The 25,979-nt window shown below is 41.8% G+C and carries 22 protein-coding genes and 1 pseudogene; 3 read left to right on the forward strand and 20 right to left on the reverse strand.

What is annotated here, in order from left to right:
- Positions 1-68 precede the first annotated feature (68 nt).
- Positions 69-227 (forward strand): hypothetical protein, encoded by a 159-nt coding sequence (locus V7K85_RS01200; protein ID WP_334810842.1) that lies wholly within the window; start codon positions 69-71, stop codon positions 225-227.
- 34 nt (positions 228-261) lie between these two features.
- Here the strand turns inward: V7K85_RS01200 and V7K85_RS01205 are convergent, their stop codons facing one another.
- Entirely contained in the window at positions 262-918 is a 657-nt protein-coding gene (locus V7K85_RS01205; protein ID WP_334810843.1) for an NAD(P)H-binding protein, read from the reverse strand.
- Between the two features lie 178 nt (positions 919-1,096).
- On the opposite strand from V7K85_RS01205, the gene V7K85_RS01210 reads away from it, so the two are divergent.
- Positions 1,097-1,762 carry a DUF1997 domain-containing protein gene (locus V7K85_RS01210; RefSeq protein ID WP_334810844.1) on the forward strand — a complete coding sequence of 222 codons (666 nt, stop codon included), beginning with the start codon at positions 1,097-1,099 and terminating at the stop codon, positions 1,760-1,762.
- Between the two features lie 67 nt (positions 1,763-1,829).
- On the opposite strand, the gene V7K85_RS01215 is transcribed toward V7K85_RS01210, so the two are convergent.
- Together V7K85_RS01215 and V7K85_RS01220 are read right to left on the reverse strand one after the other, a co-directional pair.
- Positions 1,830-2,300, reverse strand: a complete 471-nt coding sequence (locus V7K85_RS01215) for a DUF4079 domain-containing protein (protein ID WP_334810845.1) — start codon at positions 2,298-2,300, stop codon at positions 1,830-1,832.
- A gap of 281 nt (positions 2,301-2,581) precedes the next feature.
- Positions 2,582-2,878 (reverse strand): hypothetical protein, encoded by a 297-nt coding sequence (locus V7K85_RS01220; RefSeq protein ID WP_334810846.1) that lies wholly within the window; start codon positions 2,876-2,878, stop codon positions 2,582-2,584.
- Here V7K85_RS01220 and V7K85_RS01225 point away from each other — a divergent pair.
- Positions 2,877-4,160 (forward strand): ankyrin repeat domain-containing protein, encoded by a 1,284-nt coding sequence (locus V7K85_RS01225; protein ID WP_334810847.1) that lies wholly within the window; start codon positions 2,877-2,879, stop codon positions 4,158-4,160. The genes V7K85_RS01220 and V7K85_RS01225 overlap by 2 nt on opposite strands.
- 583 nt (positions 4,161-4,743) lie before the next feature.
- On the opposite strand, the gene V7K85_RS01230 is transcribed toward V7K85_RS01225, so the two are convergent.
- From V7K85_RS01230 to hpsA, 17 genes and pseudogenes are all read right to left on the reverse strand, one after another.
- On the reverse strand, positions 4,744-6,135 hold the full coding sequence (locus V7K85_RS01230) for a PP2C family protein-serine/threonine phosphatase (RefSeq protein ID WP_334810848.1): 1,392 nt from the start codon (positions 6,133-6,135) through the stop codon (positions 4,744-4,746).
- Positions 6,136-6,954: 819 nt separating this feature from the next.
- Complete coding sequence (locus tag V7K85_RS01235; protein ID WP_334810849.1) at positions 6,955-7,098, reverse strand: hypothetical protein; 144 nt, start codon at positions 7,096-7,098, stop codon at positions 6,955-6,957.
- Between the two features lie 343 nt (positions 7,099-7,441).
- Positions 7,442-9,115: a signal recognition particle-docking protein FtsY gene (ftsY, locus tag V7K85_RS01240; RefSeq protein ID WP_334810850.1), complete on the reverse strand. Its 1,674-nt coding sequence runs from the start codon at positions 9,113-9,115 to the stop codon at positions 7,442-7,444.
- A 45-nt stretch (positions 9,116-9,160) separates the two neighbouring features.
- Positions 9,161-9,289 (reverse strand): hypothetical protein, encoded by a 129-nt coding sequence (locus V7K85_RS01245; RefSeq protein ID WP_334810851.1) that lies wholly within the window; start codon positions 9,287-9,289, stop codon positions 9,161-9,163.
- 247 nt (positions 9,290-9,536) lie between these two features.
- Complete coding sequence (gene nusB, locus V7K85_RS01250) at positions 9,537-10,178, reverse strand: transcription antitermination factor NusB (protein ID WP_334810852.1); 642 nt, start codon at positions 10,176-10,178, stop codon at positions 9,537-9,539.
- Positions 10,179-10,300: 122 nt separating this feature from the next.
- Entirely contained in the window at positions 10,301-11,065 is a 765-nt protein-coding gene (locus tag V7K85_RS01255) for a DUF502 domain-containing protein (RefSeq protein ID WP_334810853.1), read from the reverse strand.
- A gap of 516 nt (positions 11,066-11,581) precedes the next feature.
- On the reverse strand, positions 11,582-12,490 hold the full coding sequence (locus V7K85_RS01260) for a glycosyltransferase family 2 protein (RefSeq protein ID WP_334810854.1): 909 nt from the start codon (positions 12,488-12,490) through the stop codon (positions 11,582-11,584).
- A gap of 126 nt (positions 12,491-12,616) precedes the next feature.
- A complete protein-coding gene (hpsJ-B, locus tag V7K85_RS01265) occupies positions 12,617-13,459 on the reverse strand; it encodes a hormogonium polysaccharide biosynthesis protein HpsJ (RefSeq protein WP_334810855.1) in 843 nt (280 codons plus the stop codon).
- A 470-nt stretch (positions 13,460-13,929) separates the two neighbouring features.
- Positions 13,930-14,361: pseudogene (locus V7K85_RS01270) on the reverse strand (TIGR04282 family arsenosugar biosynthesis glycosyltransferase); the annotation flags it as partial.
- 32 nt (positions 14,362-14,393) lie between these two features.
- Complete coding sequence (locus V7K85_RS01275; protein ID WP_334810882.1) at positions 14,394-14,945, reverse strand: pilus assembly FimT family protein; 552 nt, start codon at positions 14,943-14,945, stop codon at positions 14,394-14,396.
- Complete coding sequence (locus tag V7K85_RS01280; protein WP_334810856.1) at positions 14,923-15,957, reverse strand: glycosyltransferase; 1,035 nt, start codon at positions 15,955-15,957, stop codon at positions 14,923-14,925. Before V7K85_RS01280 ends, V7K85_RS01275 begins: the two co-directional genes overlap by 23 nt.
- Before the next feature lie 30 nt (positions 15,958-15,987).
- On the reverse strand, positions 15,988-17,064 hold the full coding sequence (gene hpsE / locus V7K85_RS01285; protein WP_334810857.1) for a hormogonium polysaccharide biosynthesis glycosyltransferase HpsE: 1,077 nt from the start codon (positions 17,062-17,064) through the stop codon (positions 15,988-15,990).
- 11 nt (positions 17,065-17,075) lie between these two features.
- Positions 17,076-18,044: a hormogonium polysaccharide biosynthesis glycosyltransferase HpsE gene (gene hpsE, locus V7K85_RS01290; RefSeq protein WP_334810858.1), complete on the reverse strand. Its 969-nt coding sequence runs from the start codon at positions 18,042-18,044 to the stop codon at positions 17,076-17,078.
- Between the two features lie 195 nt (positions 18,045-18,239).
- Positions 18,240-18,923, reverse strand: coding sequence for a prepilin-type N-terminal cleavage/methylation domain-containing protein (locus V7K85_RS01295; protein WP_334810859.1), 684 nt, complete (start codon positions 18,921-18,923; stop codon positions 18,240-18,242).
- Positions 18,924-18,959: 36 nt separating this feature from the next.
- On the reverse strand, positions 18,960-19,997 hold the full coding sequence (gene hpsC, locus V7K85_RS01300; protein ID WP_334810860.1) for a hormogonium polysaccharide secretion pseudopilin HpsC: 1,038 nt from the start codon (positions 19,995-19,997) through the stop codon (positions 18,960-18,962).
- A 419-nt stretch (positions 19,998-20,416) separates the two neighbouring features.
- Positions 20,417-21,151 carry a hormogonium polysaccharide secretion pseudopilin HpsB gene (hpsB, locus tag V7K85_RS01305; protein ID WP_334810861.1) on the reverse strand — a complete coding sequence of 245 codons (735 nt, stop codon included), beginning with the start codon at positions 21,149-21,151 and terminating at the stop codon, positions 20,417-20,419.
- A 30-nt stretch (positions 21,152-21,181) separates the two neighbouring features.
- Positions 21,182-25,840 carry a hormogonium polysaccharide biosynthesis protein HpsA gene (gene hpsA, locus V7K85_RS01310; RefSeq protein WP_334810862.1) on the reverse strand — a complete coding sequence of 1,553 codons (4,659 nt, stop codon included), beginning with the start codon at positions 25,838-25,840 and terminating at the stop codon, positions 21,182-21,184.
- Positions 25,841-25,979: the final 139 nt, after the last annotated feature.

Consider the following 25,979-nt stretch of genomic DNA (forward strand, 5'->3'; position numbering starts at 1 on the left):
TAGAAAGGCGATCGCCTTTCTATGATTCCAAAATAACGATCATATTTTTTGTGATCGTGAAAAATGGGGTGCGTTCACGTAAATGTAAAGCGATCGCTTTCTCATTCACAGACAAGCGATCGCTTCAGGGAGTGGAATCAAGGGCGGTCAATTTAGATGAGTCCAGCTACTTGACAAAGTGCCGCAGCTACGCCCGTCGTAGACATCGCTTTTCCATTAAAATGTGAGCCGATCATGTTGGGAATAGAATCCTCTGGGATATCAGCACTGTTGAAATAGCTCCTTAAAGCTTTTGGAGGCTGCTTCAGGTTTGGCAACAATTTCGACAAGTTTATTGCGTGCATCTGCTTCCAACAGTGCCTCAACTGCAACTTGGGCGACTTTTTGCCTGGGGATGCTACCGTCGAACAGTGTATCAGCACTCTGCATCACGATCGCGTCCGGGTTATCTTCATTCTTCAACCCACCAGGCCGCACAATCGTATAAGTAAGACCACTTTTTTGGATGTACTCTTCAGCTTGCTTTTTCCACACCAAAATCAGCCAAAACAAGTTCAGCGGATGGAAAAGCTGGGAAGTACACAATGAAGAAACGAAGACAAAATGCTCAATTCCCTTTACCTTAGCAGCATTTACTAAATTTTTAGTCCCTTCAAAATCCACTTTATAGGGGCCAGTGGGGTCAAAACTAGGTTTTGCACCAGTCGCAACTAACAAAACTGTGCTATCTCCCAACGCAGCAGTTAGACTTTCTGGTTGTAATACGTCGCCTACTACCAATTCGGCTTCAGGAGACAGAATACCCCTAGCTTTCTCTATATCGCGCACCAAGGCCCGAACGGGAATATTCCGTGCTATCAACTCTTGCACAATCCGGCGACCTGTTTCACCCGTTGCTCCTGCTACAAATGCTTTCATGAGAAATGCTATCCTGGGAAACTATTGTGTGCTTGTTCAGTTCTTTATTTTAGTAATTCTATGGAGTTAATGGCAGATTAATGAGGTTTCGGTCAAAATGGGATCTAAGTGCTAAATCACCCAGGTATATGGGGAACTATTAATATAGACGAACGCCAAAGTATACAGTAATGCATTTATGCTCTCAACAAAAGGCGAATATAAATCCTGGGAAATAACAGAAGCAGTTTTACCTGTAGCGTCCAGCCAAGAAGAAGCCGAGGACATATTAACAGAAGAAAATGTAGTGACGCTCACAAAATTTTCTGGTCGTTATCAAGATTTTATGGAAATGCCTGCCCCAGCAGAGAAGGTTGCTGAGTATCTTAATGCTCACGCCTCATGGTTTTGTCGTTGCGCTGAACCCATGAAGGTACAATCACTTGGGAAAAATGGCTATGCTTTAGGAATTGGTCGTTTTGGTGCTTTTGGTTATGATGTAGAACCAAAAATTGGTTTGGAATTGTTGCCTCCAGAGGAAGGTATTTACCGCATCCGTACAATCCCCATTCCTGACTACCAACCGCCTGGTTATGACGTAGACTATCGGGCATCTCTACAGTTAATAGAAAACAATGTTTCCACTAGCATTGGTGAGGTTACGAGAGTTGAATGGGAATTGGATTTAATGGTTTATTTGCACTTTCCCAGGTTTATTCAGCGATTACCCAAGTCTATAATTCAATCTACAGGTGATCGCTTACTTAACCAAATCGTCCGCCAAGTCTCCCGCCGCTTAACTCGCAAAGTTCAGGAAGATTTTCATAAATCTTTAGAAATACCCTTTGATGCCAATTCCAAGTAAAAGGGGTGAATCAACAGTCAGTTGTCATAAACTAATGACAACTGACAAAGGACAAAGGACTACTTAACTATGCTTGAGTCAGAATTCTTTGGACAATTTGCACGCCAGTAACAGCCTGCCAAGCAAAAAGTCCCAAAAGGATAAAATTCAACAAAATGTGAGTTGCACGCGCCCAATTTGCCCCTTTCTGCATATAAGGAGACAAAGCAGCCGAAAATGCAATTAAACTCGTCATACCCAGTCCTGCTAGTAGGTGAGACCCGACAAATAACTTACCATTATTGATGTAAGTGACAGCCATAGCAGCGATCGCACCTGCCACCATCAAAGCTAGGAGTATAGACCCCATTTGGTAGTGTATGACGTTATATCTACCTTTAATCAGTTCTTTCTTTTCTTCCCCCTTAGCATTTCTGGTACGCTGTACTTGCAGTCCCAAATAGGCAGCATAAATTGAGAGTGCTAATAGCGCCCACATGAGCACCGGATGAATGAAGTTCAGCCAATATTTTACCGACGTAGAAAGTTCCAGACTCATCGTGTTCTCGTCCAATTATTAAATCTTCATAAAAATTAGCATAACTCTATTTTCTGTGCTTAAAGTTGCACAAATTATAAGAGACTGAGGGAGAAGAGAGAAGAAAAGAGTAAAGCCTCCCTTAGTTTAATTTACATCAATTCAATAGCCAGAATGCTTGCCAAAACTGCATTTATTAATTTTGAATTTTGCGGAAAGTCTAAGCGGAGGTTTCCGACGCTCTCTACGAGACGCTGCGCGAACGCGGACTCTCTCTAAGCGTACCCCTGCTCTTAAGCAAGCTACGCGTAGCGTCTCGTAGAGAAGCTATGCCGTTGGCGAACGCGAACAGCGTGTCGCAGACAAACCTCTCGTTCGCGTAGCGTCTCCCTTTGGGAGAAGAGAAGGACTTTACGCTGCGCTATCCGTTCGTCGTTCGCGCAGCGTCTCGTAGAGAAGACGTTGCCGAAGGCATCAGAACTTTCCAAAACGAATGAGTGAATTTTGAATTGGATAACCTCTTGCCAAAGTGGATAAACAATCTCAGACTGAATTTTAAGGGTAGACGAACAAAACTCCCTGTATGGGATTTCATCCATGACTGAAAACAACGATACTTTGCTGCTACAAGCTGCTAAAAGTGGGGATATTAAGCATCTGTGTGCGTTACTAGCTGCTGGTGCGAAGGTGGACGCGTGCGATCGCCAAGACACGACGGCGTTAATGTTTGCTGCCAATTTAGGCTACACCGAAATTGTGCGATCGCTGCTGGATGCTGGGGCAAATATCAACTTGAAAAGAAAACTCTATGGTTTGACGGCTTTGATGTTGGCAGCTAATGCCAAACAGCTTGACATTGTGCAGCTTTTACTATCCAAAGGTGCTGATGTAAATGCTAGTAATGAAGATGGCAGTACAGCTTTAATGGCAGCAGTACTCAAAGGTCATATTGATGTAGTGCAAGTCTTATTGGCTGCTGATGCCCAAGTTAATATCGCAGATAAAGATGATGATACTGCGTTGAAACTCGCCATTAAGCAGGGAAAAATAGAAATTATAGAAGCAATTCTCCAAACTGGTGTCGATGTCAATATCCAAGATCAGGAGGGTGAGACACTCTTAACATTAGCGGCAGATTTGGGACATCTGGAGATTGTGGAAGCACTGCTACTAGCTGGGGCTGATGTGAATGTGAAAAACGCTGATTGTGGAACTGCCCTATCGGCAGCAGCAGCAGCGGGACACAGTGCGATCGCAGCAGCTTTACTGGATCGAGGTGCTGAGATTAATCTCCAAGACCAAGATGGTGAAACTGCCTTACACCTTGCTGTTGTGGAAGGCTACATTGAAGTGGTGCAAGTGTTACTTAACAGGGGTGCAGATGTCCAAATTATAAATCATCTGGGTGATACGCCACTGCTTGTAGCAGCATTGCAGGGACACAGTCATATTCTTGAGGCATTGCTGCATTCTGGGGGAGATATTACTGGGAAAAACCTTGGTGAAGTACCTTTGACGCTGGCTGCATCACAAGGACACACCCAAACAGTGAAAGTGTTGCTAGATTATGGTGCTGATGCCAACACTCCGGGGGATGATGGCAAAACTGCTTTGATCAAGGCAACCGAACGCAAGCACACAGAGATCATACATTTGCTGCTGGCAAAGGGGGCAGATGTGAATTTTCAAGACTCAGCGAGGGCAACATCATTGATGTGGGCTGCCTCAGCAGGTTATGGCGAAATTGTGCAGTTATTACTCCAAGCTGGGGCAGATGTAAATTTGAAAAACCGGGGTGGTTATACTGCTTTGATGATTGCAGAATTTAATGGTTATAAGAATGTGGTACGGAGTCTGCAAAAAGCTGGGGCGCAAGAATAGCCAATAGCCATTTGAATTCTTCATCTAAAATATTTTCACAAATATCTTGACAAATCATTAAATGAAGGTTATTAACTTTAAATACCAAGAAAGTTTAAAACAACCAAGTTTAGACCTGAGAAATAAACAAAGCAAAACTCCGTCGTAGCTGTTGTGAACTTGCTACGGCGGAGAAAAGAAGAATTAAAACGCCAAAACTGAGCAGGCCAAATGCTTGCGTCACAAGGATAGTAAAGAAAGCAAAAATGAAGAAGTAAATTTACCTTTTACTTTTTCCCTTGTACGTTTTACCTTTTACCTGGTCTCCCCCTCGGCGTTTCCTACTGTGCTAGATGTGCAAAATATATAGTTTTTACTTGAACAGAAAAGTATTCTAACGATCATTTTTTATGTATCATCCTAAAGGCTAAATACAAACGAGTCCGGAAAAAAGGTTGATGTGCTACCATTTGAGCGATCGCTACAGAAAATCAAAGAAAAAATAAATAAAAAATTAAATTTAGTATAATCACTGTAGTAAATCCCCAGTCACCATAAGCTTAAGCATTGACTGATGACTTAACCAAGCAAAAATGGCTAATGACTATAAAATTTGCAGAACAACTAGTGTCATATCATCAGTGTTTTGCTTATCAACACCGATGAATTGCTGAACTTGGTCAAATAGGTAATCCACAATCTCCTGTGGCCCATTGCAGTATTTGCAAGCCGTATTGAAGCCAGCAACAAAGTTTTCTTCATCAAAGCGATCGCCACCAGCAGCAGCGGCATCGGTCAAGCCATCTGTATAGTAAATAATTGTATCCCCAGGCTCTAGCTGTGCCTGGGCATCTTCATATTGGCTGTTAGCATCTAAACCGATTAACATTCCTAAAGTATCTAAACGGCTGACAGTTTTCGTGGCTGCGTGCCACCACAAGGGAGGATTGTGTGCCGCATTGCTATAAGACAAAATTCGGTTATGGGGATTATATTCTGAGTAAAATAGCGTTACAAAGCGGTGGGAATTTTCCAAATCCGCATACATAACTCTGTTTAAGTTTTGCAGAATTCCTGCTGGGGAATTACCATGTAGCACTTCTCCCCATAGCATTCCCCGCATCATCGTCATAATCAGCCCAGCGGGGACACCTTTGCCCATAACATCTCCAATAACTAAACCCCAGCGAGTAGTTTCCGTACCACCTTTGGTCTTGGGTTGAATCTTATTGTCATTGGTAGCAATAAAGTCGTAGTAGTCTCCGCCGACGCGATTGGCAGGTTTACAGCGTGCCGCCAGGACTGCACCAGGGATTGCGGGGCATTGACGTGGCAGAAGTCGCCGTTGAATTTCTGCGCCAATTTCTAATTCTTGGTCTAGACGTTCTTTTTTTCTTAGTTCTACAGCTAGTTCATCGTTTTCGATCGCAACCGCTGTTTGGTCTGCAACTAACCTAACTAATTTTTGCCTAGTTTCTGTCCAACTATATTCTGGATCGCGGCTCAAGACATAGAGCCATCCCCGTTCTGTATGCTTCACCAGAATTGCCGTACCAAAAATTTGCACATCTGGTCCCAAATAGCGATGCATCTGGTCATCCAAAATCCCCGTAGCATTCGCTAGAGGGGCAGTATTGGGCACAAGCGTGATTTGACTACTGGCTATTTCTAGCGCTTTGCGGATATTCTTTCGCTGGCGACTATCTTGCCAATGTAATTGCTCTAACCTGACTTGACCATTAGGTTTGTAGAGAAATAGGGCGCTACCGTCTGCATCTGTCACTCTTGTTGCCATCAGCGGGATCAGTTCCAAAAACTGATTCAAATTATTGAAACTTCTAAGAGCAAATCCTAAAGAACTTAGCAAATCTTGAATTTTGTTCTGTTCCCGGTGCAACCTTGCCACAAGTTCTTTGAGTGCCACGACTGGTGTGACATCCGTCGCGGCACTACTATTGTTATCAGTGGGTTGAGAGGGCAGTTGAGACACAGGCACAGGTACTATTGCACTTATATTTGGAAGATTTCAGATTACTTATAAATCTTTTGGCTTTGGCATTGCTAAACCATATTTAGACAAGACTTGTCACTTTAGCAAGAGTATAAAGACGTAACAGGCAAACTTTTATAAGTATTTTATTTGCTTATTGTATTTCTGATGGAATATTAGTAATTTCAGACCATGTATTTTTAGTCAAAATCCAACCCGTAAAAATTACTAGTTTCGGTGATAGTTCAGAAAGTTATTAATTTTTTCATAACTTAATTCCCAAAGCATATCTCTAAAGTCATAAAAATACTTTATTAAAAGAATAATTCAGCAGGTTTTCAGAGTGAATGTTTGGGCAGAGGCAACTAGGAGACTAGAAGTCTTTTAAGTAGAAACCTCTATAAGCACTCAAATAGAGCTTGAGTTTGGTAAAAAACTAGCCTGTAATTGATTTTAGGGAGGAGTCATTTGGTAAGTGTAAGATATGAATAGAAGAGATGACACTAAATCTATAAAAAATATCTTCCAAGAACTTTAAGTCAAAAGCCAGAAAGAGTGTTGTCGTTTAACCATCAGAATTCAAACCTCTCGATTTATTACATAAAATATTTGTGGATATTTTCGCAAATAGGAGCTGAGAATACAGCTGCGAGTGTTGAACCAGCTTACTTACACTAATTCACTTTTTGAGTCCACAGTGGACGATTCTGCGAAGTTTTGATGGTCAGAAACTGTCCTTTTCTTGAGGTCGGCGCTGGGCAAACATCTGACGCTCGTACCCTACTCTTAAGTAAGCTACACGCAGCGTGCCGCTCTGTAGACTCGCTAACGCAGTTGCTTTTCCTGTCGGAGACGCTGCGCGTAGCTTGCTTCTCCGTAGGAGTACAAGTCGCCATAGCTAACACCAGTCACCTGCGGAGGGAAACCCTCCTGGAGTGCTGGACTCATCCGCGCTGGCTCCCCAACCACTGCTCACCGCTCAGACTGTTGTCCATCCCACAATAGTTGTATTTGTGGAAGTGAGCGTCTCGCCTGCCCTTTAATTTGCTGCAAGATGCAAGTTTACAGGCTTTTGTGTGTCACAACTAAATGCTCATGCTGCTACATTTAAAAAGCCCATTCAAGGTGTGAAAAAAGGGCATTAGCTTGAAATTTTAGCAAAAGTCACCCATTTATTGTGACAAATCCATGATTTTAGGACTTGAGATGTTTTCAGTATTTTGTTTCTAGTTAGTTCAAGTGATAATACCAGATCAGTCAGCCCTAAATTTATCAGTTTGTCAAGAAAAATTTTTAACTCTAAATTTTTCAATTAGCCACTCAAGAGAGCTTCGACAAACTCATAGCTGGAAAAGGGGCGCAGGTCTTCAATTCCTTCACCAGCACCAATAAAGCGAATGGGTAAACCTAGCTGTTGCACAACGGCAAGGGCAACGCCGCCTTTAGCCGTGCCATCTAGCTTGGTTAAGACAACGCCACTCAGTTGGGCAGCTTGGGAGAAAACTTCGGCTTGCCGCAATCCATTTTGTCCTAAAGTGGCATCTAGAACCAACAGTGATTCTACTTTGGCATTTGGGGCTTTTTTGTCGATAATTCGCCGGATTTTGCTGAGTTCGTCCATTAAATTTTTCTTGTTTTGTAGTCGCCCAGCCGTATCTATCAGAAGTAATTCTGTTTGACGCGCTTGGGCGGCAGCGATCGCATCAAATACAACTGCTGCTGGATCTGTATTCTTTCCAGGATTGGCAATTACTTCCACATCACTTCTGCTACCCCAAATCTTCACCTGTTCCACAGCGGCGGCGCGGAAGGTGTCTGCTGCCCCAATCAAGCATTTATAACCAGATTTTTGTCCCAGGTGGGCAATTTTGCCGATAGTGGTGGTTTTACCTGCACCATTCACCCCAGTGATTAACCAAATGTTCAAGGTTTCTTTTTCTAGGGTAAAGGTAGTTTTGTGGGATGTTTTGCTCGGCGCATCCAGCATATCCCGGAGGATTTTTTTCAGGTAAGCGATCGCTTCTTCTGGTGCGGTGACTTCTTCTCGAAGTTTTTTCTGTAGGGCATTGATAATAAAATCTGTCGCCTCTACACCCACATCAGCTTGCAGGAGCAATGCCTCAATTTCTGTCACAGCAGCTTGGTTAAGCGGCCCTTGACCGACGATCGCCTTTAGTTGGTTGAGGATGCTACGGCGAGTTTTGTCTAACCCTTGCCGGAGCTTTTTCAGCCAGGTAATTTCTTCAATAGAAACGTCTTCTGGACTTCTACCTTGAGCTGCTAGGACTTTCGCCGACCAGACAAAACCATCATCAAATACCAGTCCAGGAATTTCCTCTCCTGTCTCTGAGGTTGCAGCTACTGGTTGTACTATCTCCGGTTCTGGGATTTCAATGGCGGTGGCTATTAGTTGTTCCAGCTTTGCTTGCCGTTCTGCTGCTGCCCGTTCTAAGAAGGATAAGATAGTTGGTGCTGTTGGCTGTGTTGCCTCTGGCGTAGCTAGTGCTTCGGTAGGTGTTGGTTCAGCTTCATTTGCGGTTAGTTCTGGGCTTGTGACATCTGGCTCTTCAGCAATTGCTGCTACTGAGAAATCTTCTGTAATTTCTTCCTCAGTAGCTGCTTGGATAACTTCTGGCTGTGCAGTTTCTACGGTTGTACTAGCAGGTGACTCAGTTGGTTTTTGTTCGGTGATTTGGGCAATTGCCGTTTCTGCGGTTTCCGGTTGTGCTGATGGTGCTGAGGTATCTACTGAATCAGGCGGTGTTTCTACTACCTCGGCTTGTTGTTTTTGCTGGATATTTTTGTAGGCAGCTTTAGCAAACGCCAACAAGTCTGCCGTTGTGTCTGATGCCGTTTCAGCAGTTGGTGTTGACGTTTCGGCTGGCTCTGGTTGGGGTTCTTGTGCGGGAGGAGTTTCTTCCTGCTTCTGATCAGAGGGAGTGTCAGAGGAATCGTTATATTTACGACGGAACCAATTAAAAACCATTGCAGCAGTATTGGTTATATGAGTTATAAGTTATAAGTTATGAGTTTAATTTAACTTTGCACTTTTTCCTGGGGTGAAAACTTCCGGGTTATCCTCACCTTTCAACGCCAGTTTCAGGAGAATTGGTACAACAGAAGGTTCCCTGCGTTCGCGCAGCGTCTCCCCTTCTCCCATTCGTGAGAGGCTAGCGCCTGCCGTAGGATGCCCGAACGCGAACAGCGTCTCCTGTCTTGAGAAGGGCTGTAGGGAGAAGTCCCCCTCGGAGGAAGCCGCAGAAGCGGCTACAGACTTTTCTTCACCGCAGTATAGGAATTACAAATTACGAATTACGTTAGCGAGTCATCGTACTCCTGCAAAGAAGCAAGCTAGCAAGAGCGTCTCGTAGAGAACGTCATTACAAATTAAGAATTCCCCAGTGGTACTATGCTGTTTTTTTCTGCTCAGTGACTCGGCGTAAAACACCGTTAATAAACCGATGACCTTCGTCTCCACTGTAGCGTTTGGCTAGCTCCACAGCTTCGTTGATGGCGATACTATCTGGCACTCCTAAAAACTTCATTTCTGCCACAGCGATTTGCAGGATATCCCGGTCAATTTGGGCGAGGCGAGTTACTTGCCAATCTACTAAGGCAGTAGAAATGAGTTCATCTATAATGTGTCGATTTTCGCTGACTGTAATCACAAGCTCTTTAGCGTAATTCCGGACTCCCTTGTCCTGATTAGCTAACTGAATCAATTCTGGGAAATCAACTGCTGTACCCAACTGATTGATTGCTGTTTGGGTGCAGGCGATCGCTTCTTGGAGCATTGTTCTAGCAGTATTAAGGTCGGAGGCCCGAGTTTGGCTACTTAAGAGGCGATCATTACTGCGTTGCAGTTCACCTGCGGCATTATCGAGGGTATCTTGCACTTCTGAGGTCAGGGTGCGTACTGCTCCTAGCACCAACTTGGATACTAGTTGATCGTCTGCCAATTTATCTAATTTCTTTGGGTTTACTGGCAATTGGCTAAGGCTTAAAAGCGCCAATTCACGAGCAATTTGCTGGGGTTTACGAGGTTGCATAAAACTGAGGGTTGATTGTGCGAGAACTGATTAACTAAGCGGCACAAACTTACAATCATATTAATTTTGGCACAGTCAAACAACAACATTACGCATTTGCTTGTGACTTTGCCAGATTGATTTTAAGTTTCTTCAACGGGAATAACCTGCTGCTTGATTTGGTCGTGTTTCACTTCTAGTGTGGACTCTTTGGGGAAAACCAAGGGCGTATTGGGGGCAACAATGCCACCTGATACAACTATTTTAAAGGCGTCTTCAATCGACATGGAGAGGTTCACCACCTCGTCTTCAGGAACGACTGCATACCAGCCGGTAGTCGGATTCGGGGTGGTGGGGATAAAAACACTTAGCACCGGGCGAGATATCTGGGCTTGGATATCGCTGCTGATTGCACCAGTGACAAAGGCGATCGCCCAAATTCCTCGGCGGGGATACTCTACCAAAATTACCCGGCGAAACTTGCCATTAGAATCTTTTAGTATTGTTTCTAAAAGCTGTTTTAGGGTTTTGTATACCTGCCCAGCCAAGGGAATTGCCTGTAATAACCGCTCACCAAAATCTAGCAACCACCGGCCAGCAATATTGCGAGCCATCAAGCCCATCAATAGTATACTCAGTAGTGGCACAGCCAATCCTACTAACAAATTCAGTACATTTACTACAATTGGGTTTAACCCATCAAAGGGATTCAGTTGTTTGGGAATTTGGGTGAGGAAATTGATTACCCAAGTAGCAATGGTAATTGTCAGCCAGATAGTGGTTGCTAGGGGAATTACTACCAACAAACCAGCAATCAGGTCGTTTTTTAAGTCCTGTTTTAGGCGATCGATTACCAAGCCCCGATTCTCCTGTTTTAAGCTAGAGGAACTTTTATTATTGGTATCCATACCAGCAGATTCGTCAAATTGCGAAGACTTTAACTTGGCAGCTTCTGCCGCAAGTAACTGTCCAAAACGCTAGCAAGTTGGCTGCTGCCGCAAAAACACGTACTTGTTGCTGGAAATCAGCTATTTTCCTATAAGCATACACATAGACATTAACCAATCCGATGGCGACTAGTTATTCTTAGAGGATGTTACTTTTCTTTGTAAGACTTGTAAATGATTATTGCAAGTCCTTAGGTATTACTAATCTACCGCGCTCAATCAAAAGCTGCTGATGATTGTGAAAGTACTACTAGGTAAACTAAGGAACCATTTTATCTGGTCAATCACTCACATTTAAGCAGGAGCGGCTTTTATGAAAATGCTCTGTTAAAAATATTAATTTATTATGGTGGTTATTGTTTAGATGTAACATGCATTAGAGGCGCACAGCTAGCTGTGCGCCTCTACTTCTGAATTATGATTTTGTGATCGCTGCTTCAAATTGTAGTACGTAATCCTTCTAATCTCCAGTCCCCTTTACGTCGCATCAGCCTGTGTAGTTTCAGAATCCACGCACTGCACCTGTTGTGTACTCTCTTGTGGCAGAATTGCTGTTGCGTCTAAATTAGGTTTTGGTAGATACTTCATTTCCCAAACTTTGAGCAAAATCAGGTATTCGTAGAATGCCTGCAATGTACACCAAGCGATTCCGGCGCGTCCATCTAAACAGCCGCCTAAGATAAAATACATATATACAAACCGTAACAACGGCCTGGCGGGTAAACGCAAAGACAAATCTTTCAGGGCGCGGCGTTTTTCGACTTCCGATTTGCCAAAAAATAAATCTTGCCAGCTAACCTTTCCTTGTTCTAGTTGATACAATGTTTCTTGAGCTTCATCTGTAGAATAACGGTTATGTTTTTCAATCCAGCGGCTCAAGCCCTTGCTAGAAGTGTAGTGGGGGTATGTTTCTTTTAAAAAGCTAGTTGCACCCTCACAAACTTCGCGTTCAGTATGACCGTAGTCCGTAAACCACACTTTCCCGTGGCAAAAGAGGCGCATTTGGTAACGGGGATACTGTGTGCTGTACCGAATCCAACGATTCATGAACATCACGCGTTCAGCCACGTAGTAACCAATGTAGTCTGGATTCTGACTTGCCTTTTGGCATTCCGCGAACAGTTCTGGTGTCATGCGCTCGTCAGCTTCGAGAATGTAAACCCATTCGTGCTTCGGGGGGATAGACTCTAACATCCAGGTGCGTTGGCGTCCGTGGCTTTCAAAAGCATGTTGGACGACGCGGATGGGATAGCGACTGGCGATTTCCACAGTGCGATCGCTACTGCATGAATCCACAACAATGATGTCATCCGATAGCATTGCCGATTCGATACAAGCAGCAATATCTAGCTCTTCGTTATATGTCAGTATGTAAATTGAGAACATTACCCAAGTTCTATAGCGATTTTACTCAGTGATAATTGTCTTTTTATTGTTATTAGCTGTTAGGCGCATGGCAGTATGAGCCGTCAACAATTTTTGAATACGTCCTACTGCCATGCCAATAGTGGATTAGCGTGCGGTAGCTCTAGGTTTAGCACCTTGTAAAGCACCGCTACCTCTTAAGCCTGTCCAGCCGATGATAATGTAACCAATGGACAACAGCAAACTGCTAATCCCAATCCGCAGTCCAGACTTCCAAGCAGCATCTTTAGCTTGGTTCTCTGCTTCCTCTCTGCTCTGACGAAGCTGGCTCAGTTTTTGAGTTCGCAGCGTCTGAATATCTGTTTGTTGTTCGATAGCTTTGTCAAGTACTTGGGGATTTGTTTTAGCCTTCTTCAGTAACTCTTTGATATTTGGAGGAATTTGAGAGCTTTCAAGTGCTTGCTTATATTTTTGCTCATCTTTGAGGATTTCACTAAACTGAGCTTTGGTTTGGTTTCGCACTTGCTCTAGTTGAGCTTTTCCTTCCTCAGTAGTCAGTTTTGCTTGCAATTGCGAGAAATCAGTGTTCAGTTTATTTTCTGCCTGATCTGCTTCTTGGGCGATTCGGTTGAGTGTTTGAGTCTTAGCTTGATTGACGTTATTGAGGTGCAGGGGAAAAATCAGCAAGAACATCAACCCTAAAATACTTGAGAGGATCACGGCGGGAAATCTTAAATCGATCCCTTGGGGGCGATCGCTGACTGCATCAGCACTATCAATCCAATAGGCAGCAAACAGAAGCCCCAAACCTACTAAAGGTACAATTCCTCGATCAACTAGCGCTGTTGCCAAATTGATTTGCCATACCCGATCAGTAGGTTGAAAGGGTAACAATAGAATCAAAAAGTCAACGAAAAAAGACAAAATGCAGATTATTCCAACTACCTTAAGTGTGAGGGCAGTACTCACGGAAGCAAAACGGTTAACCATAGTTTTTCAAACTGGCGGTGAATACGAGTGATTTTCATATTTCAAGCTACTTGAATATTGTGCCCATGACCGTGACTGTTCTGTAAAAACATAAAGCAGATTCAATACTGGTAAAGGCTATCTGCCTCTTGGTTTTCAACTAGGCCACAGTAACATTTGTTATGTGCAGTGTCTTCAGGAAATTCCTAGTAGTTTAAGATACAAAGCCAATGCGGGGCTGGAGAAAAAGACTGATTAATTACCCAATTTTTCTTATTGCAGTTCTCAATCAGTCGTAATACAGGTCTTTTGTAGGGGCGCACATCTGTAAACTTAGAGCCAGACCGAATAGAATTCGCGGCTATAAAAGCGTTCGCCCTTGGCGTTCCCGTTGGCGCAGCCTCTCGTAGAGAAGGGTAGTCCGCTTACGCGGACTAAGGAAAAATTGAGTGTTTGAAAGCCACGGAGGTGGGTAAAGCCTAGTGTAGACTCGCAGGGCCAAGTACGAGGTCAAAGGCGTGTAATTTCTCAAAGGCTGTTGCTAAAATTTGGGCATTCACTTCAGGACAATCTTTACCGATGATAATTTTATTTTCTACACCAGATAGAAAGGCATTTCTAAGCGATCGCGTCATCCGCGAACCTAGATCCCCTTCACCTTGAGACTGGTAAACCAAATCCAACCCCAGCCAGTCTTGCATGAGTTGCGAATCGCCACCTGCAAACCGCACTTCCACAGATATGTCAATGGCTTTTTGCAATTCTTAAACCTGAAATACTGTATATTCAGTCATTTCCCGTTGAAGATTGGCAGCACCGACAGTTCCGAAAGCAGGTATCAATCAGGTTTTTGTCTTACCTGGTTCTGGATAGCGAGTGAAAATAATCAGGTGCTGTTTTGGATTTGCTGGTAAGTTCAGCACACAATACCTTGTTTAAATAAACTAAAAATACCTTAATAGCAATACTTTTCGTTATTGGTTGTAGTATGCTCCTTTGCGGTTCGCATTTCCCCTAAAATTGTAGAAACTATTACACAACGTTTAGCTTTACCACCATGCTTATTAAATAGCGCGATCCGTCCTAAATCTTTAGCGTTACCTCTGTAGTCAAATCTAACTTCTTGTACAGTACTGAGTGACGGTTGGAAGTTTGTCTCAGAATCAAGGCGCACATTCGCATCTAAGTTGTTCCAGTTAGCATCAGATGGGTTTACTGTAGCAGGATGAACTGCCCATTGAACAATACCGTTTTGTTCACGAAAGCTGGCTTGCCAAGTCAATTTTTCTTTAGTGGCTTGCCTTTTGGCTTGGCGCATAGCAAGGTGAACTTCGTTTTGGGCAGTGTTGAGGCGTTGAGTGTCCACAAAAGCTAGCCAGTTAGGTATTCCTACCGTAGCTAATATACCAATTAATAGAACAACTACTAACATCTCTGGTAAGGTAAAACCACTACTGGAGTGCTTATTCAAAGGATTTTTTGTATTAACTAGAGACGGTAGATGCATGTGGGTATCCATTTTTGTTTTCTGATCGTTTTTCAGCTACCCAGATGTTGAGGAATGTTTCAGTTTCTTGGCTTCTTACTTCGCGCCAATTAGTAATACTGTAGAGCAAAGTGGGCAAGGTAAAAATTATGATAATTTTCAATAACAATTTTAAGGTGAAATTTATATTCTGAAGTCTTGAAGGGTCATTAAGAAAATACTTCCACAGAAATCTAGCAGATGCTAGACATTTTTGTCCATTAAACGGTTTTTGTAGACCTTTGCAGGTCAAGTATTTGTATAAATTTGCTAGGCTTATATTCCAACTCTGCTTAAGTGTCGATGGTCTTGCCTGATACGCTTGTTCAAGTACTTGTAAGCAGGCTTTTTCCTGTCTTACAAGATTAGAAGAAACTGAATTAGCACTTATTCTGTATAGGATTTGCACAGATGGTATGCATACAAAATCGAACTTGCAGGCTAATCGCAGCCACATATCCCAATCTTGAGCAGCACTTAGGGATTTATCAAATCCACCTAATTCAATTAAAGCTTCTTTACAAATCAAAGGATTGGAACCATTCTCCAAAAAATTAATCAACAACAGATTTTCATAAACATCTCCATTGACATTAATGCGCTTACCTGAAAGTACAAATTGACCATTTGCGTCAATATAATCAGTCCAACTGTAAGCAACTTTCGCAGTAACGTTTTCTTGCAGAGCCTTTAACTGAGACTGAAGTTTATCAGGTGTCCAAAGATCATCTGCATCTAAGAAACTAACAAATTTTCCTACTGCATGGTGTAGCCCTCGGTTACGACTTATATTTCCGCCAGCATTGGGATAGGAAAATATTTTTATTCGTGAGTCTTGGATTTGTGTAATAACTTCTAAAGTTGAATCTTGGGAACCATCATTAATTACAATTAATTCTAGGTCAGTAAAAGTTTGATTGAGAACAGATTCAATGGTGTAATTAATGGTATTTTCACTATTGTAAGCAGGAATGATTACAGAAATTTTTGGCATTTTTTTACTAGATATAATCATTTTATAGAGCTAGTTTATTTTTAACAAAGTTTTGGGGTTTAATTTCTCTCCCTTGATTGGTAGCATGTTTAGTGTCGGGGTGAAATCCCCGTTATAAAACATAATTGCGAATTGGTTTAATACTCTACGTATATGACATTTTAAGCAGTAAAAAGGACTGATCATGCTAGCCAAGTAAAACTCCATTTCAAAAAGGGCAATTAGATTATTTTTTAATTGCCCTCTATACTGAATGAGGTGCTGTAATGCTCGGCGTAAATTCCCTAAAATAGTTTTTACAAACACTATTGGTTTTTGCCAATTTTTAGTATTTATCAGGCGTAGCTGGAAAATACACAAACCACAGCCGCGTGCTAGAGTTAGAAGGTAATCTCTCTCAAGTCGCCAATCTGGTATTTGATGATAAGTATGCATAGTAGGGTTATACCAAATTTGCCAGCCTCCATAATGTATATAAAGCAATGCTTCATAATCATCACCCTGGACAAAAATACCAGGCAACTTGCCGCTTAAACTAGGTCGTTGTGGTACATTTTCACACCATACTTGTTTCCGAACAACAAGCGCAGCACCAGGAGGAAGTCTTAAATTAACTGCATCAAATAAATGTGGATTTGAACCATGTTCTCTTATAGCTAAAAAAGCTTGAATTCTTTCAAAATTTTCTGGTGGCTTTCCTTCAAAATCTCCATGAATCTGTCCACTCCAAGCACCTGCTTGAGGATGCTCTTTGCCAAAAGTATAAGATTGTAAAATCCAATCAGGTGCTAATAGATTATCATCATCTACGAATGCAACAAACTCACCTCTCGCTTCACTTATCGCCCGCATTCTTGCAAAAGGTATTCCTTGTTTATTCTCGAAGAAGTACCTCAAACAAATATTCTGGCTATAAGTTTTTTGATAATGCTTAATTACCTCATTTGTATTATCGTGACTATTATTGTCAATAATAATTATTTCCCAATTTAGCTTTTCTATTCCCGTCTGCTTGAGTAAAAAGTCTAAAACTTGAGGTAAACGTTTTGCACCATTGTATGTAGGAATAGCTACGGTAAAATCTAGTTTTTCAATCATTTTATTCATATATATAATTTCTAATTGTGTTTTTTACTTAAATAGCTATTTTTCCAAAGATAAAAAGGACTAACTAAACTACTTAGAAAAAGTTGCATTTCACAAGCTACAACTAAATCAGTTTTCAAGATATTCCAGTATTTTAGTAAGTGTAAAGTGATTTTACGCAGGTCATTTATCATATAAGATAAAAGAGCAAATGGTCTATATACATGTTTGACATTCACCATTCTAGTTACATGACGGCTAAGTCCAATACCGCGAAAAAATGGAATTAAATACTCTTTTTGCAACCGAAAACTTGGGATTTTGTGAGAAACTTCCATTTCTGGGTTATACCAAATTTCCCATCCTGATTTTTGGATATGAGACAATGTTTCTAAGTCTTCACTGGCAAGCATATTGCCTTGAACTCTCCCAGTTAAAATAGATTTATCTGGTACACTTTCTAACCAGGCTTTTCTACGGACAACAAGTCCGGCAGCAGGAGGTAGTAATTTTTTGGCTGTTTCATATAATAGGGGTAAATTACCTCGCTCTGTAATTGCCAAGAATGGAGCAATTCGCTGAAAGTTTTCTGGTGGTTCTACTTCCCAGTCAGGGTGAATTTGGCTGCCATAAGCTCCCGCTAAGGGGTATTTTTCACCAAAAGCAACAGCTTGGAATACCCAATTTGATCTTGGGTAGTTGTCATCATCTAGAAAACCTATGAGTTGACCTTCAGCTTGTTGCACTGCCCTTTTTCGGGCATAAGCTACTCCCTGTTGCTCTTCAAAGCAATACTTTAAAGGGTAAGGACACTGCCAATTTTGCTGATAGGTTTGAACAACTTTAGCTGTGTTATCAGTGCTGTTATTGTCTACAACTATAATTTCCCAAGATAAATTTTCGGTGTGAAGTTGGTTTTGTAGTCGTTCTAGTAGTTCAGGCAAACGACTTTCACCATTATAAGTTGGGATAGCTACAGTAAAGTCAAGGTTTTCAGTCATTTGACAAAAGTTATCTTTTGATATTTTGATTAGGACGCTTTTTAGATGTTCAGCTAATGGCTAATTTATCAGTGGCTCTTAAATAAATATATCAAACATTAAAACTGCACATGATATTTTAATTTTGCTATCAATGTGCAGTTTTATGTACAGTGGTATTGCGTGTTTTTGAATAAATATTGCTACTTAAAGTACTTAATTGCATTGATTGTCTTTTGCTGTAATCATTGAGCCTAAGAGAGTTTTCACAATGACGCATCGCTTTACGCTACTAGCCAATGTAGAATTTGCAGAGCTTGGTACAGCTACCACTATTTTTAACCCAGGTGGCTCTGTACCTGCTGCCACTGTTCCAAAGTTTGGAGTTGGTAAAGTTGGTAAAGCCCCCATATAGTCAAAGGTAATTTTTGTTGGTGTACTTGAGGGAGGGTAGGATACAGGAGAATTAGTAGTAGAATTGGCAGCGTTTTCACTACTGAGATTTGCACCTAGCAGAAATTTATCAGAGCTAACGCCTACATCCGCCCCTAAAGGTTTCCATGTGCTGATTCCAGCAGTGGTATTATAAATAGCAACCTCCACATTTTGAGTTGTGCTATTTTTCTGAAAACTGACACTGTAGCTAAGTTTATTTCTTTTAGCTTCGCTCTGTGCTTCTTGTAGTGTAGCCAAAACGGCATCGTTAGCCTTATTTACCCGCTGTCGATTTACAAAGCCAAGCCAACCAGGAGCTGCGATCGCTGATAAAATTCCGATCATTAGCAGCACTACAAGCACTTCTATTAAAGTAAAACCAGCATCCTGTTGAGGATTAAATCGCTCCTGGGTATCTTTATTACAGATCCTAGTGTGGAATAACTTTAAAGTTAGGTTGCCCATAATGCCCCACCATTAGTTGTGCTGTGTATATCAAGTTTATTTACTAAATAAATATCCACGTCCCTGTACGCGGCGGTTTGCTGTGGGAAAGTAAGTTTGGTTATTTGAAGAATAATCGAAATTGCTAGTTTGCAACCGAGCTAGTGCATTACCTCGTAAAAACACCTGTGCTGTGGTGTTGGCAACATCAACGCAAGTATAAAAGCCCATATAACTACCTGAGCTAACTGTTGGAGTTATTGGAGAGGTTCCATAGGAGCTAGTGGGACAAGTAAGAGTTGTTGAACCAATAGAGGTTTGATCGATAAAATCAATTAGTACTAAAGGTTGTTGAGTGTAAGCGGCCGTTGCTGTTGTCCATGAATTCATTTTGGGAGTTAGACCTGCTGCTCCTGCTAAATTCAGGTTAAAACGCTGAAAACCTGCATCGGGGCAGTGGTTGGTGTCAATATATGTGTCATTTGAATAACCAGTACAATTCCCAGCAATACCGCTAGTAGTACCACTAGTAGCCAGAACTCCATCGCTAATTTCAAATCTAGCAATACGAGCCGCTTTTGACCAAGTAGTACTACTATCTTTGATTAAATAGTAGGCAACTAGTGAGTAAACAAAAGTATCATCTTTTGTGGTTGATGTAGTGCTGCTGGAAAGTGTAATCGCACCTGAGACAAACTTGCGTTTCCAAAACACCAGAATTGGTTGACAAGTAGAAGAACTGGTACAACCACTAGCTGCCTTAACAGGGGGTATTTGGTCTTGAATTCCTGAGCTTGTTGCGACACTATTTGAATTGGTAGTCAGTGCAGTTTTATCATATATGTAGACAGCTTGTTGTAAATCATTGCCAATGTAATCTAGTGCTGTCTGGATTTCTTGTTCAGAATTTGCCTTGGCTTGCTCATTTTGATCTGTACTGAGAATATTAACCATGAATGTTAGTAGTGGCGTAAGCACGAGGAATGCCAGCACTAAGGCTACCAAAAGTTCTATCAGGGTAAAACCATTAACTTGCTGAACAAATTTAGAGTGTTTCAGCTGAATGCTGAGAAGAAATTTGAGTACATTCTTCATAACTAACGTTTGCCCCTTATTGATAGAAATACATCTAGCGAATGGTGGTGTACAGTTATACTATGTATTCACAAGGTTAACGATTACGGTTGTTGAATGACCACCATCTTGAAAGTTATATCTTTCAACCCTGACTTTTCACGGTATCTGGAAAACCTTTTTCCTAAGAGGAGAGAGGTTTTGAATTTCCCCCCTTCCCTTGTGGGGAAGGGGGCTGGGGACTGTTTTCAAACCCCAAATTAGACTTAAATGTAGGTTGGGTTGAGGAACAAAACCCAACATTTGCGTTGCTTTGTTGGGTTGCGCTACGCTTAACCCAACCTACTTTTTGAGTTTGAAAACACGCCCTAATGGGTTAGGTTTCGCGTTGTTTTTTTCACATAACGTGAAAAGTTAGCTTTCAACCCTACTGCACAGGATTAATTACAAGTGTTGTTACTAGTAGTGCTGTTAGTAATAGCAAGGCGCTGACACAGAGTATTGAAGGAAGTGTTTTTAGAACCAATTACAGTGGTCATTTCCACTAATGGGGATTGGGTATTGCCCAAAGTCCCAATGAAAGTGTTTTGTCTTTTATTGTTACTACTGTCGCTAGCGTTGACAGTTTTAGTAAAGTCAATATCTGACCGATAAACTCGAATTCCCAAACCGTAACCATCAATTGGGAGACCTGTTGTGCTATTAATTGGGGTACTTCCTGTTACTATAAGTTTTACAGCTTGAATGTAAAATATCTTGTTTACGTTGCTTGTACAGTCTGGGTTACTAATAGTTAGGATGTTATTTGTGTCTTTTTTAACGCAATATAACGATGTTGACGTTGATGTTGCAGGAACTGGCATACTTGTGGCGCTCGGGGTAAGTAAATTGTCAGCTAAACTTCTGGGTGTTGCAGTAGCTGATAGAGTCAATGTAATAGTGGTAGCAGGAGTTGTCACTGCACCAGTTTTCACACCATCAATGAAAGTTCTGGCAGCTTGTGTGGCTAACTCTATGCGTTTTGATTGGACGCGGGTTGCTGTTGCAATCACGATTGTAGGTGCGATCGCTGCCACTAAAACAGTAACTACGACTATTGCTACCAGTGACTCGATGATCGTAAAACCAGACTCACCAGATGATTGACTTACTTGCTGTTGTTTGCGCTTAATCATAGTTACTCACCACTTTCTAGGAATTAAAGATTAACTACAGCTAGGACGTTGATCGGCATCGACGGCATAACTACTGTCTGAGGCTTTTTTGGCACACAACAACGTTTGCACCCATGTATCATCTCGACCAACTTCCCGGAAGTACTCATTGGGTTTGTTATTTGGCGTTATCGCTAACTTTTGCGAAAATGCGTCTGGTGATTGTGAGAGCAAGGCGACATCATAACCCCACTGCCGATTGGGAGGCTGGTAATAAGGTATTTGACCACCACCATTATTTGTCGGATATGCTGTCAGGGATGAGCCATTTAAGTATGCTAAAAATGGTGCAGTAGCGTAGGCACTACGAGTTCTTTGGATAAAAGAGCCGTTAATTGTAGCTATATAAGCTGGGATTGAGTCACTTGGGTTCCAATTTTCCAAGAGGCGGACAAAGTTGTGTAAACCACCATTGTCTTCTGTAGGACGAGCTGGGGTGTCTGCCCCTGCTGCGGCTAAGTTAAAGGTGGTAGATGTTGCCCATTGAAGCCAATAAGAATTCTGTACACTGCCAGAACCCAGTACGTCAAATGCATTTTCATTACTAGTGCTGAAAGCAACTCTAATTTGTAACACTGGCGATAAAGCTGGTTGGGTTGTTGTAGTAGCAGTAAATGTTGATGGTGAAAGTACTGTTGGGGGATTATTATCACTGTTGTTTGAATAGAACCATAGAGAATTAGCTGTGTTATCTGGGTGGCTAGAACTAAAAGTACTGAGTGGAAATGAAGTTATTTTCCCGCCCTTGATACCTATAATGGTTGGTTGATTACTAGTAAGCGTGAGTTGTCCAGATGCATTACGGAGAAAGGCAACACGACGAGGATAGCCTAGATATTCAGGATTAAGACCAGTCGGTGATTGTGCTTGTGCTGTTGTACCTGCTTTATGTTTTGTCAGCAAAAAAGGCTGTCCAATAACATCAGTAACATTAGAGGCTTTTAGACCTAATGAATATGTAGTATTACCAGTAGTATCATTGGGTAGTGTTACCCACCAATCAGTTGGATCGCAAGCTGAAACAGGTAGTTTCTTACATACTTCCATTAAATACTCTGGGGCAGTTTTCCTTCGCTGGATGGGTGTAACAAAGTTGTTGAGGTAAGAACTGCTTTTAGCGGCAAGGGGCAAGCCTTGATTAGAGCCAGCGTTAGGATCATACCAGGGAGCATTAACGACATTACTGTTGTTGGTAGCAAATCCATTTTTATTAAATCCGAAAATATTGGGAATAATACTGGTATTACCGATAATGGAATTAGTATCTCCCAAGTTATTATTCAGGTCATAGTCTCCATCGCTGCGGTAGCCCGTCTTATAGGTAGTAGAAAGAAGTGTGATCGCATCTGACAATACGCTGGCAGGTCGCCATGCGTCCCCAGTGGTACAATTTGGTAGTCTAGGATCACCAGTACGACAAGCAAAGTTTGGATTAAGGTCTGAGCGAGAGTAAAAATTGCCCAAATTACTAGCTAGAGCTGTTATAAACTCTTCTTGGCTATGTTTATTAAAGTCGCCTAAAATATATACAGGCAAATTAGAAGCTAGAACCAAGCCTTTTTCTGCATCTGTGTAAGCCTGAACACGCCAGATTGGGTTGCCATTGATCAACATAATGGCGTTGGGACGGCGAGTTGGGTCAAGTTTATAATCTACAGGGCTTTGTGATTTTTGAGTATCTTGTTTTGTTTGTCTTTGTGTCGCTGTATCTGCTGCTAAAATTCCAGCAGGATAACTCAAATCAGGCAATGCATCATCACGAGTAGCGTAAATAATACCGCTATTGGGAATTAAGTATTCTTGTGGTGTTGCTGTGCCATAAGTAATTGTCCGCAACTTATTAATGTCTAATACAGTGGCGCGAATTTCCAGAGGTTGGCGGGTTTCTTTGAGGAGTTCATAGTCTGGAGCCGAGGAACCAGTAGATGGATTTGGTACATTTGCTACTGTCCCAGTTCCATCTCCATTTACACCATCAGCGTTGGTGAATGTTTCTACACCAACTGTTGATACATCTTTATGAATTGCCTTAATCTGTCTAGCATCTAAAAAAGCGTTTTCGTAAATTGCGCCGTGAGGGATGACGCTATTACTTGGAGCGCCGATACTACCATCTAATATTTGGATGGCACAAATAGAAGCATCAATAGCAGACTGCTGTGAGATTGTGAGTGTCCCAGAGGCAGCGACTAGCCCCATAGCGGTGTTCAGTGTTGGATTTACCAACCGCCCATTGGGATACATTAAATTAGCTTGGTATTTTAGTAAAGTTAAATAGTCAGAAACACCCTTTGTTGGAGCTGCGTAGACAATACCATTATGGGAGTTACCACCCGCAGCTTTGTCATAGATAAAACTTGGCACAGACGGAAGACTAGGACTATTGAGGTTCTTAGCTGTAGTGCTATTTGTCGGGTCGTAGAAGCTACTTATACAAGCAATAGGTTTAGGGCTTGTCGCACTATAGCCACTCGCTTGGTAGTGATAAACTGCTGTAGCCCGCATCCGTAAATACGGCGTGTTAACAGGATCGGGTAATACTATATTAGTCTTGTAAGTATCTTGATTAATGCCAATAGTATTAGGCACGGGCATCATATCTGACCAAATTCTATTTGTAGCTGCCGCCGCCGTGTTTAAAGCAGTTAGGGTACTACTAACAGTTAAAAGTGGAGGTAAATAAATCCCTGCACCAGTGACTACCCGCAAGCCACCCACAGGAGCGGCGACAGTAGTTGGTACTGTAGCAGCTGCCACTTCCCAATCTCCATCTCGGTCAACAGTTCCTAAATCAGCTAGTTGCTGTACACGACTGCTGCGAGTCCGAGTTCCACTGCCGCTATCCCAGTTAATATTTGCAATATCTTGGGTATTTGTGGTAACATCTGAACCAACAAATGTCGTTCCATTCCACCACAATGCAGGCAGGTTATTGCCAAGCAAAATGCGATCGCCAATGTATTGTTCTTTACCTAATGTTTGTTGCGTAACTGGTTGTGTAGCACCAGGTAGCAGCTTAGTACTATTAGTGTTAAGTGTTAAATTTGAATAATTAGTTTTAGTTTTACCATCACTAGGAGCAAAGGGATAAACCCAAGTGTCTGGTGGACGCAGTGACTTATCACTTCCTTGTAAGACTGTAGTAGTCGTATAATCTGTACTAGTTGTAGGATTTATTATTGCATTTCCACCAAAACCAACTTCACCATAGGGTACACGCCGGGTACGTTTTTGAAAGTAAAGTACTAACTGGTTATTACGGACAGTGGATTGTTGCGCTACACTGGCAGTAGCTGTGGTTAGATTTAATAGTTGTAGTTGCTGTGTAATGGCATCTTGAACTTCCTGTGGGTCAGTAGATGCAGCCTTATTCGTCTGTGCTAGCACCAAAAGATTGATCCGCTGTGCATAAGCTAGGCTATTGTAGGCAATATTATTCGTTCCGTCAGTGACTGATATGTTAGTGCTAGTATTACCATTTTGACTAGGAGTAACTCCTTGTCCTTGGAATAAATCCACTATAGTACCGTTACTTGCACTACCAGTGAAACCACCAGCTCCTAAATTGCCACCTACAGAAATTTTGCTATTGTCCTCAGTATAGAAACAGGAATTTACACTACTAACCTGATAAAGTCTCACATTATTGCTACCAGTCAAAAAGTTACTATTAGTCAAGATCCGTCCATTTAGGTTAAAATTGGGACCAGGGGTAACTTCTATATCATCGTTATAAACCACCGCATTGTTAACTAGCGGTAGTTGTATACGGTCTTGTTGATATTCTAAACTTGAAAAACCTTTATTCCCTTTAAAAGTTTCGTAATTACCAGTTGCTAGTTGGTTAGTGATGGGAACATTAGCAGTGTAGACAAAAAAGCTTTTTTGGAGCTGACCAGCAGTACTAACCCAGCCCGTAGTCCCTACCAAAGTAGCACTTGTTGCTACAGTATTTTTACAACTGCTGCTTACACTACCAGAACTCATGGGCGGAGTTCTTGCCTCTAGAGGATTTCTAGGGCGACTGTATGTGCCACTAGTTATAGGCGGAGTTCGGAAGTAAATTCCATAAAGAGTATAGCTGTCAAATTTCCCATTGTTATCTGTATCAGTAGGGAACATCCATGCAGTTGTTAGATCTAGTGGCTGATCTTCTGTTGTTGGTTTTGTTGGTGTTATTGGTGGTGTTGTTCTTGAATAAGCATAATGTAGCGTTAGTGGAGTTTCGTCTCCAAAAGTAAATTCAGGCAAATTAACAGTACTACTTAAGGTATCCTCTAAAACTTTATCTGAAGGTACGGCTCGTGGTAGTCGGCTGTCATTGAATAGCTTGTCTAATTTTGCTCTAGCTCTGTCAAGGGCTGGTGCTGCGGCGTTAAGTACAGCCTCATTCACCCGGACATTACTGGCATTTTTAGAGCGTTCAAAAGACCGATATAAAATGGCAGTGGTCAATAATACGACTACTATTAATACCATTGATACTGTCGGCAACAGAAACCCAGCATTCTCCGAGCCGCCTCTTCTTCGAGTGCCAGAAATAGTTTGCAGTAGCCAAATGATTTGCTTGTTAATTGCAGATAAAAACTGCTTACTAATTTGTCTAAAGGTTTTTTGAATTACCTTGAATAGCTGACGTTTTCGAGACATAGCTGCTTACCTATCAAGTGGTTTATAGCGGATTTACTATTTTTTAGACATCTTCATTCGCGCCTGTCAAGTATTTTTACAGACAAAATATGAAATTATGTTTAATATAACTACTGGATCTGGTTTTGCTAACTTCCAA

Source organism: Nostoc sp. (assembly GCF_036917615.1).
Taxonomy (GTDB): domain Bacteria; phylum Cyanobacteriota; class Cyanobacteriia; order Cyanobacteriales; family Nostocaceae; genus Nostoc.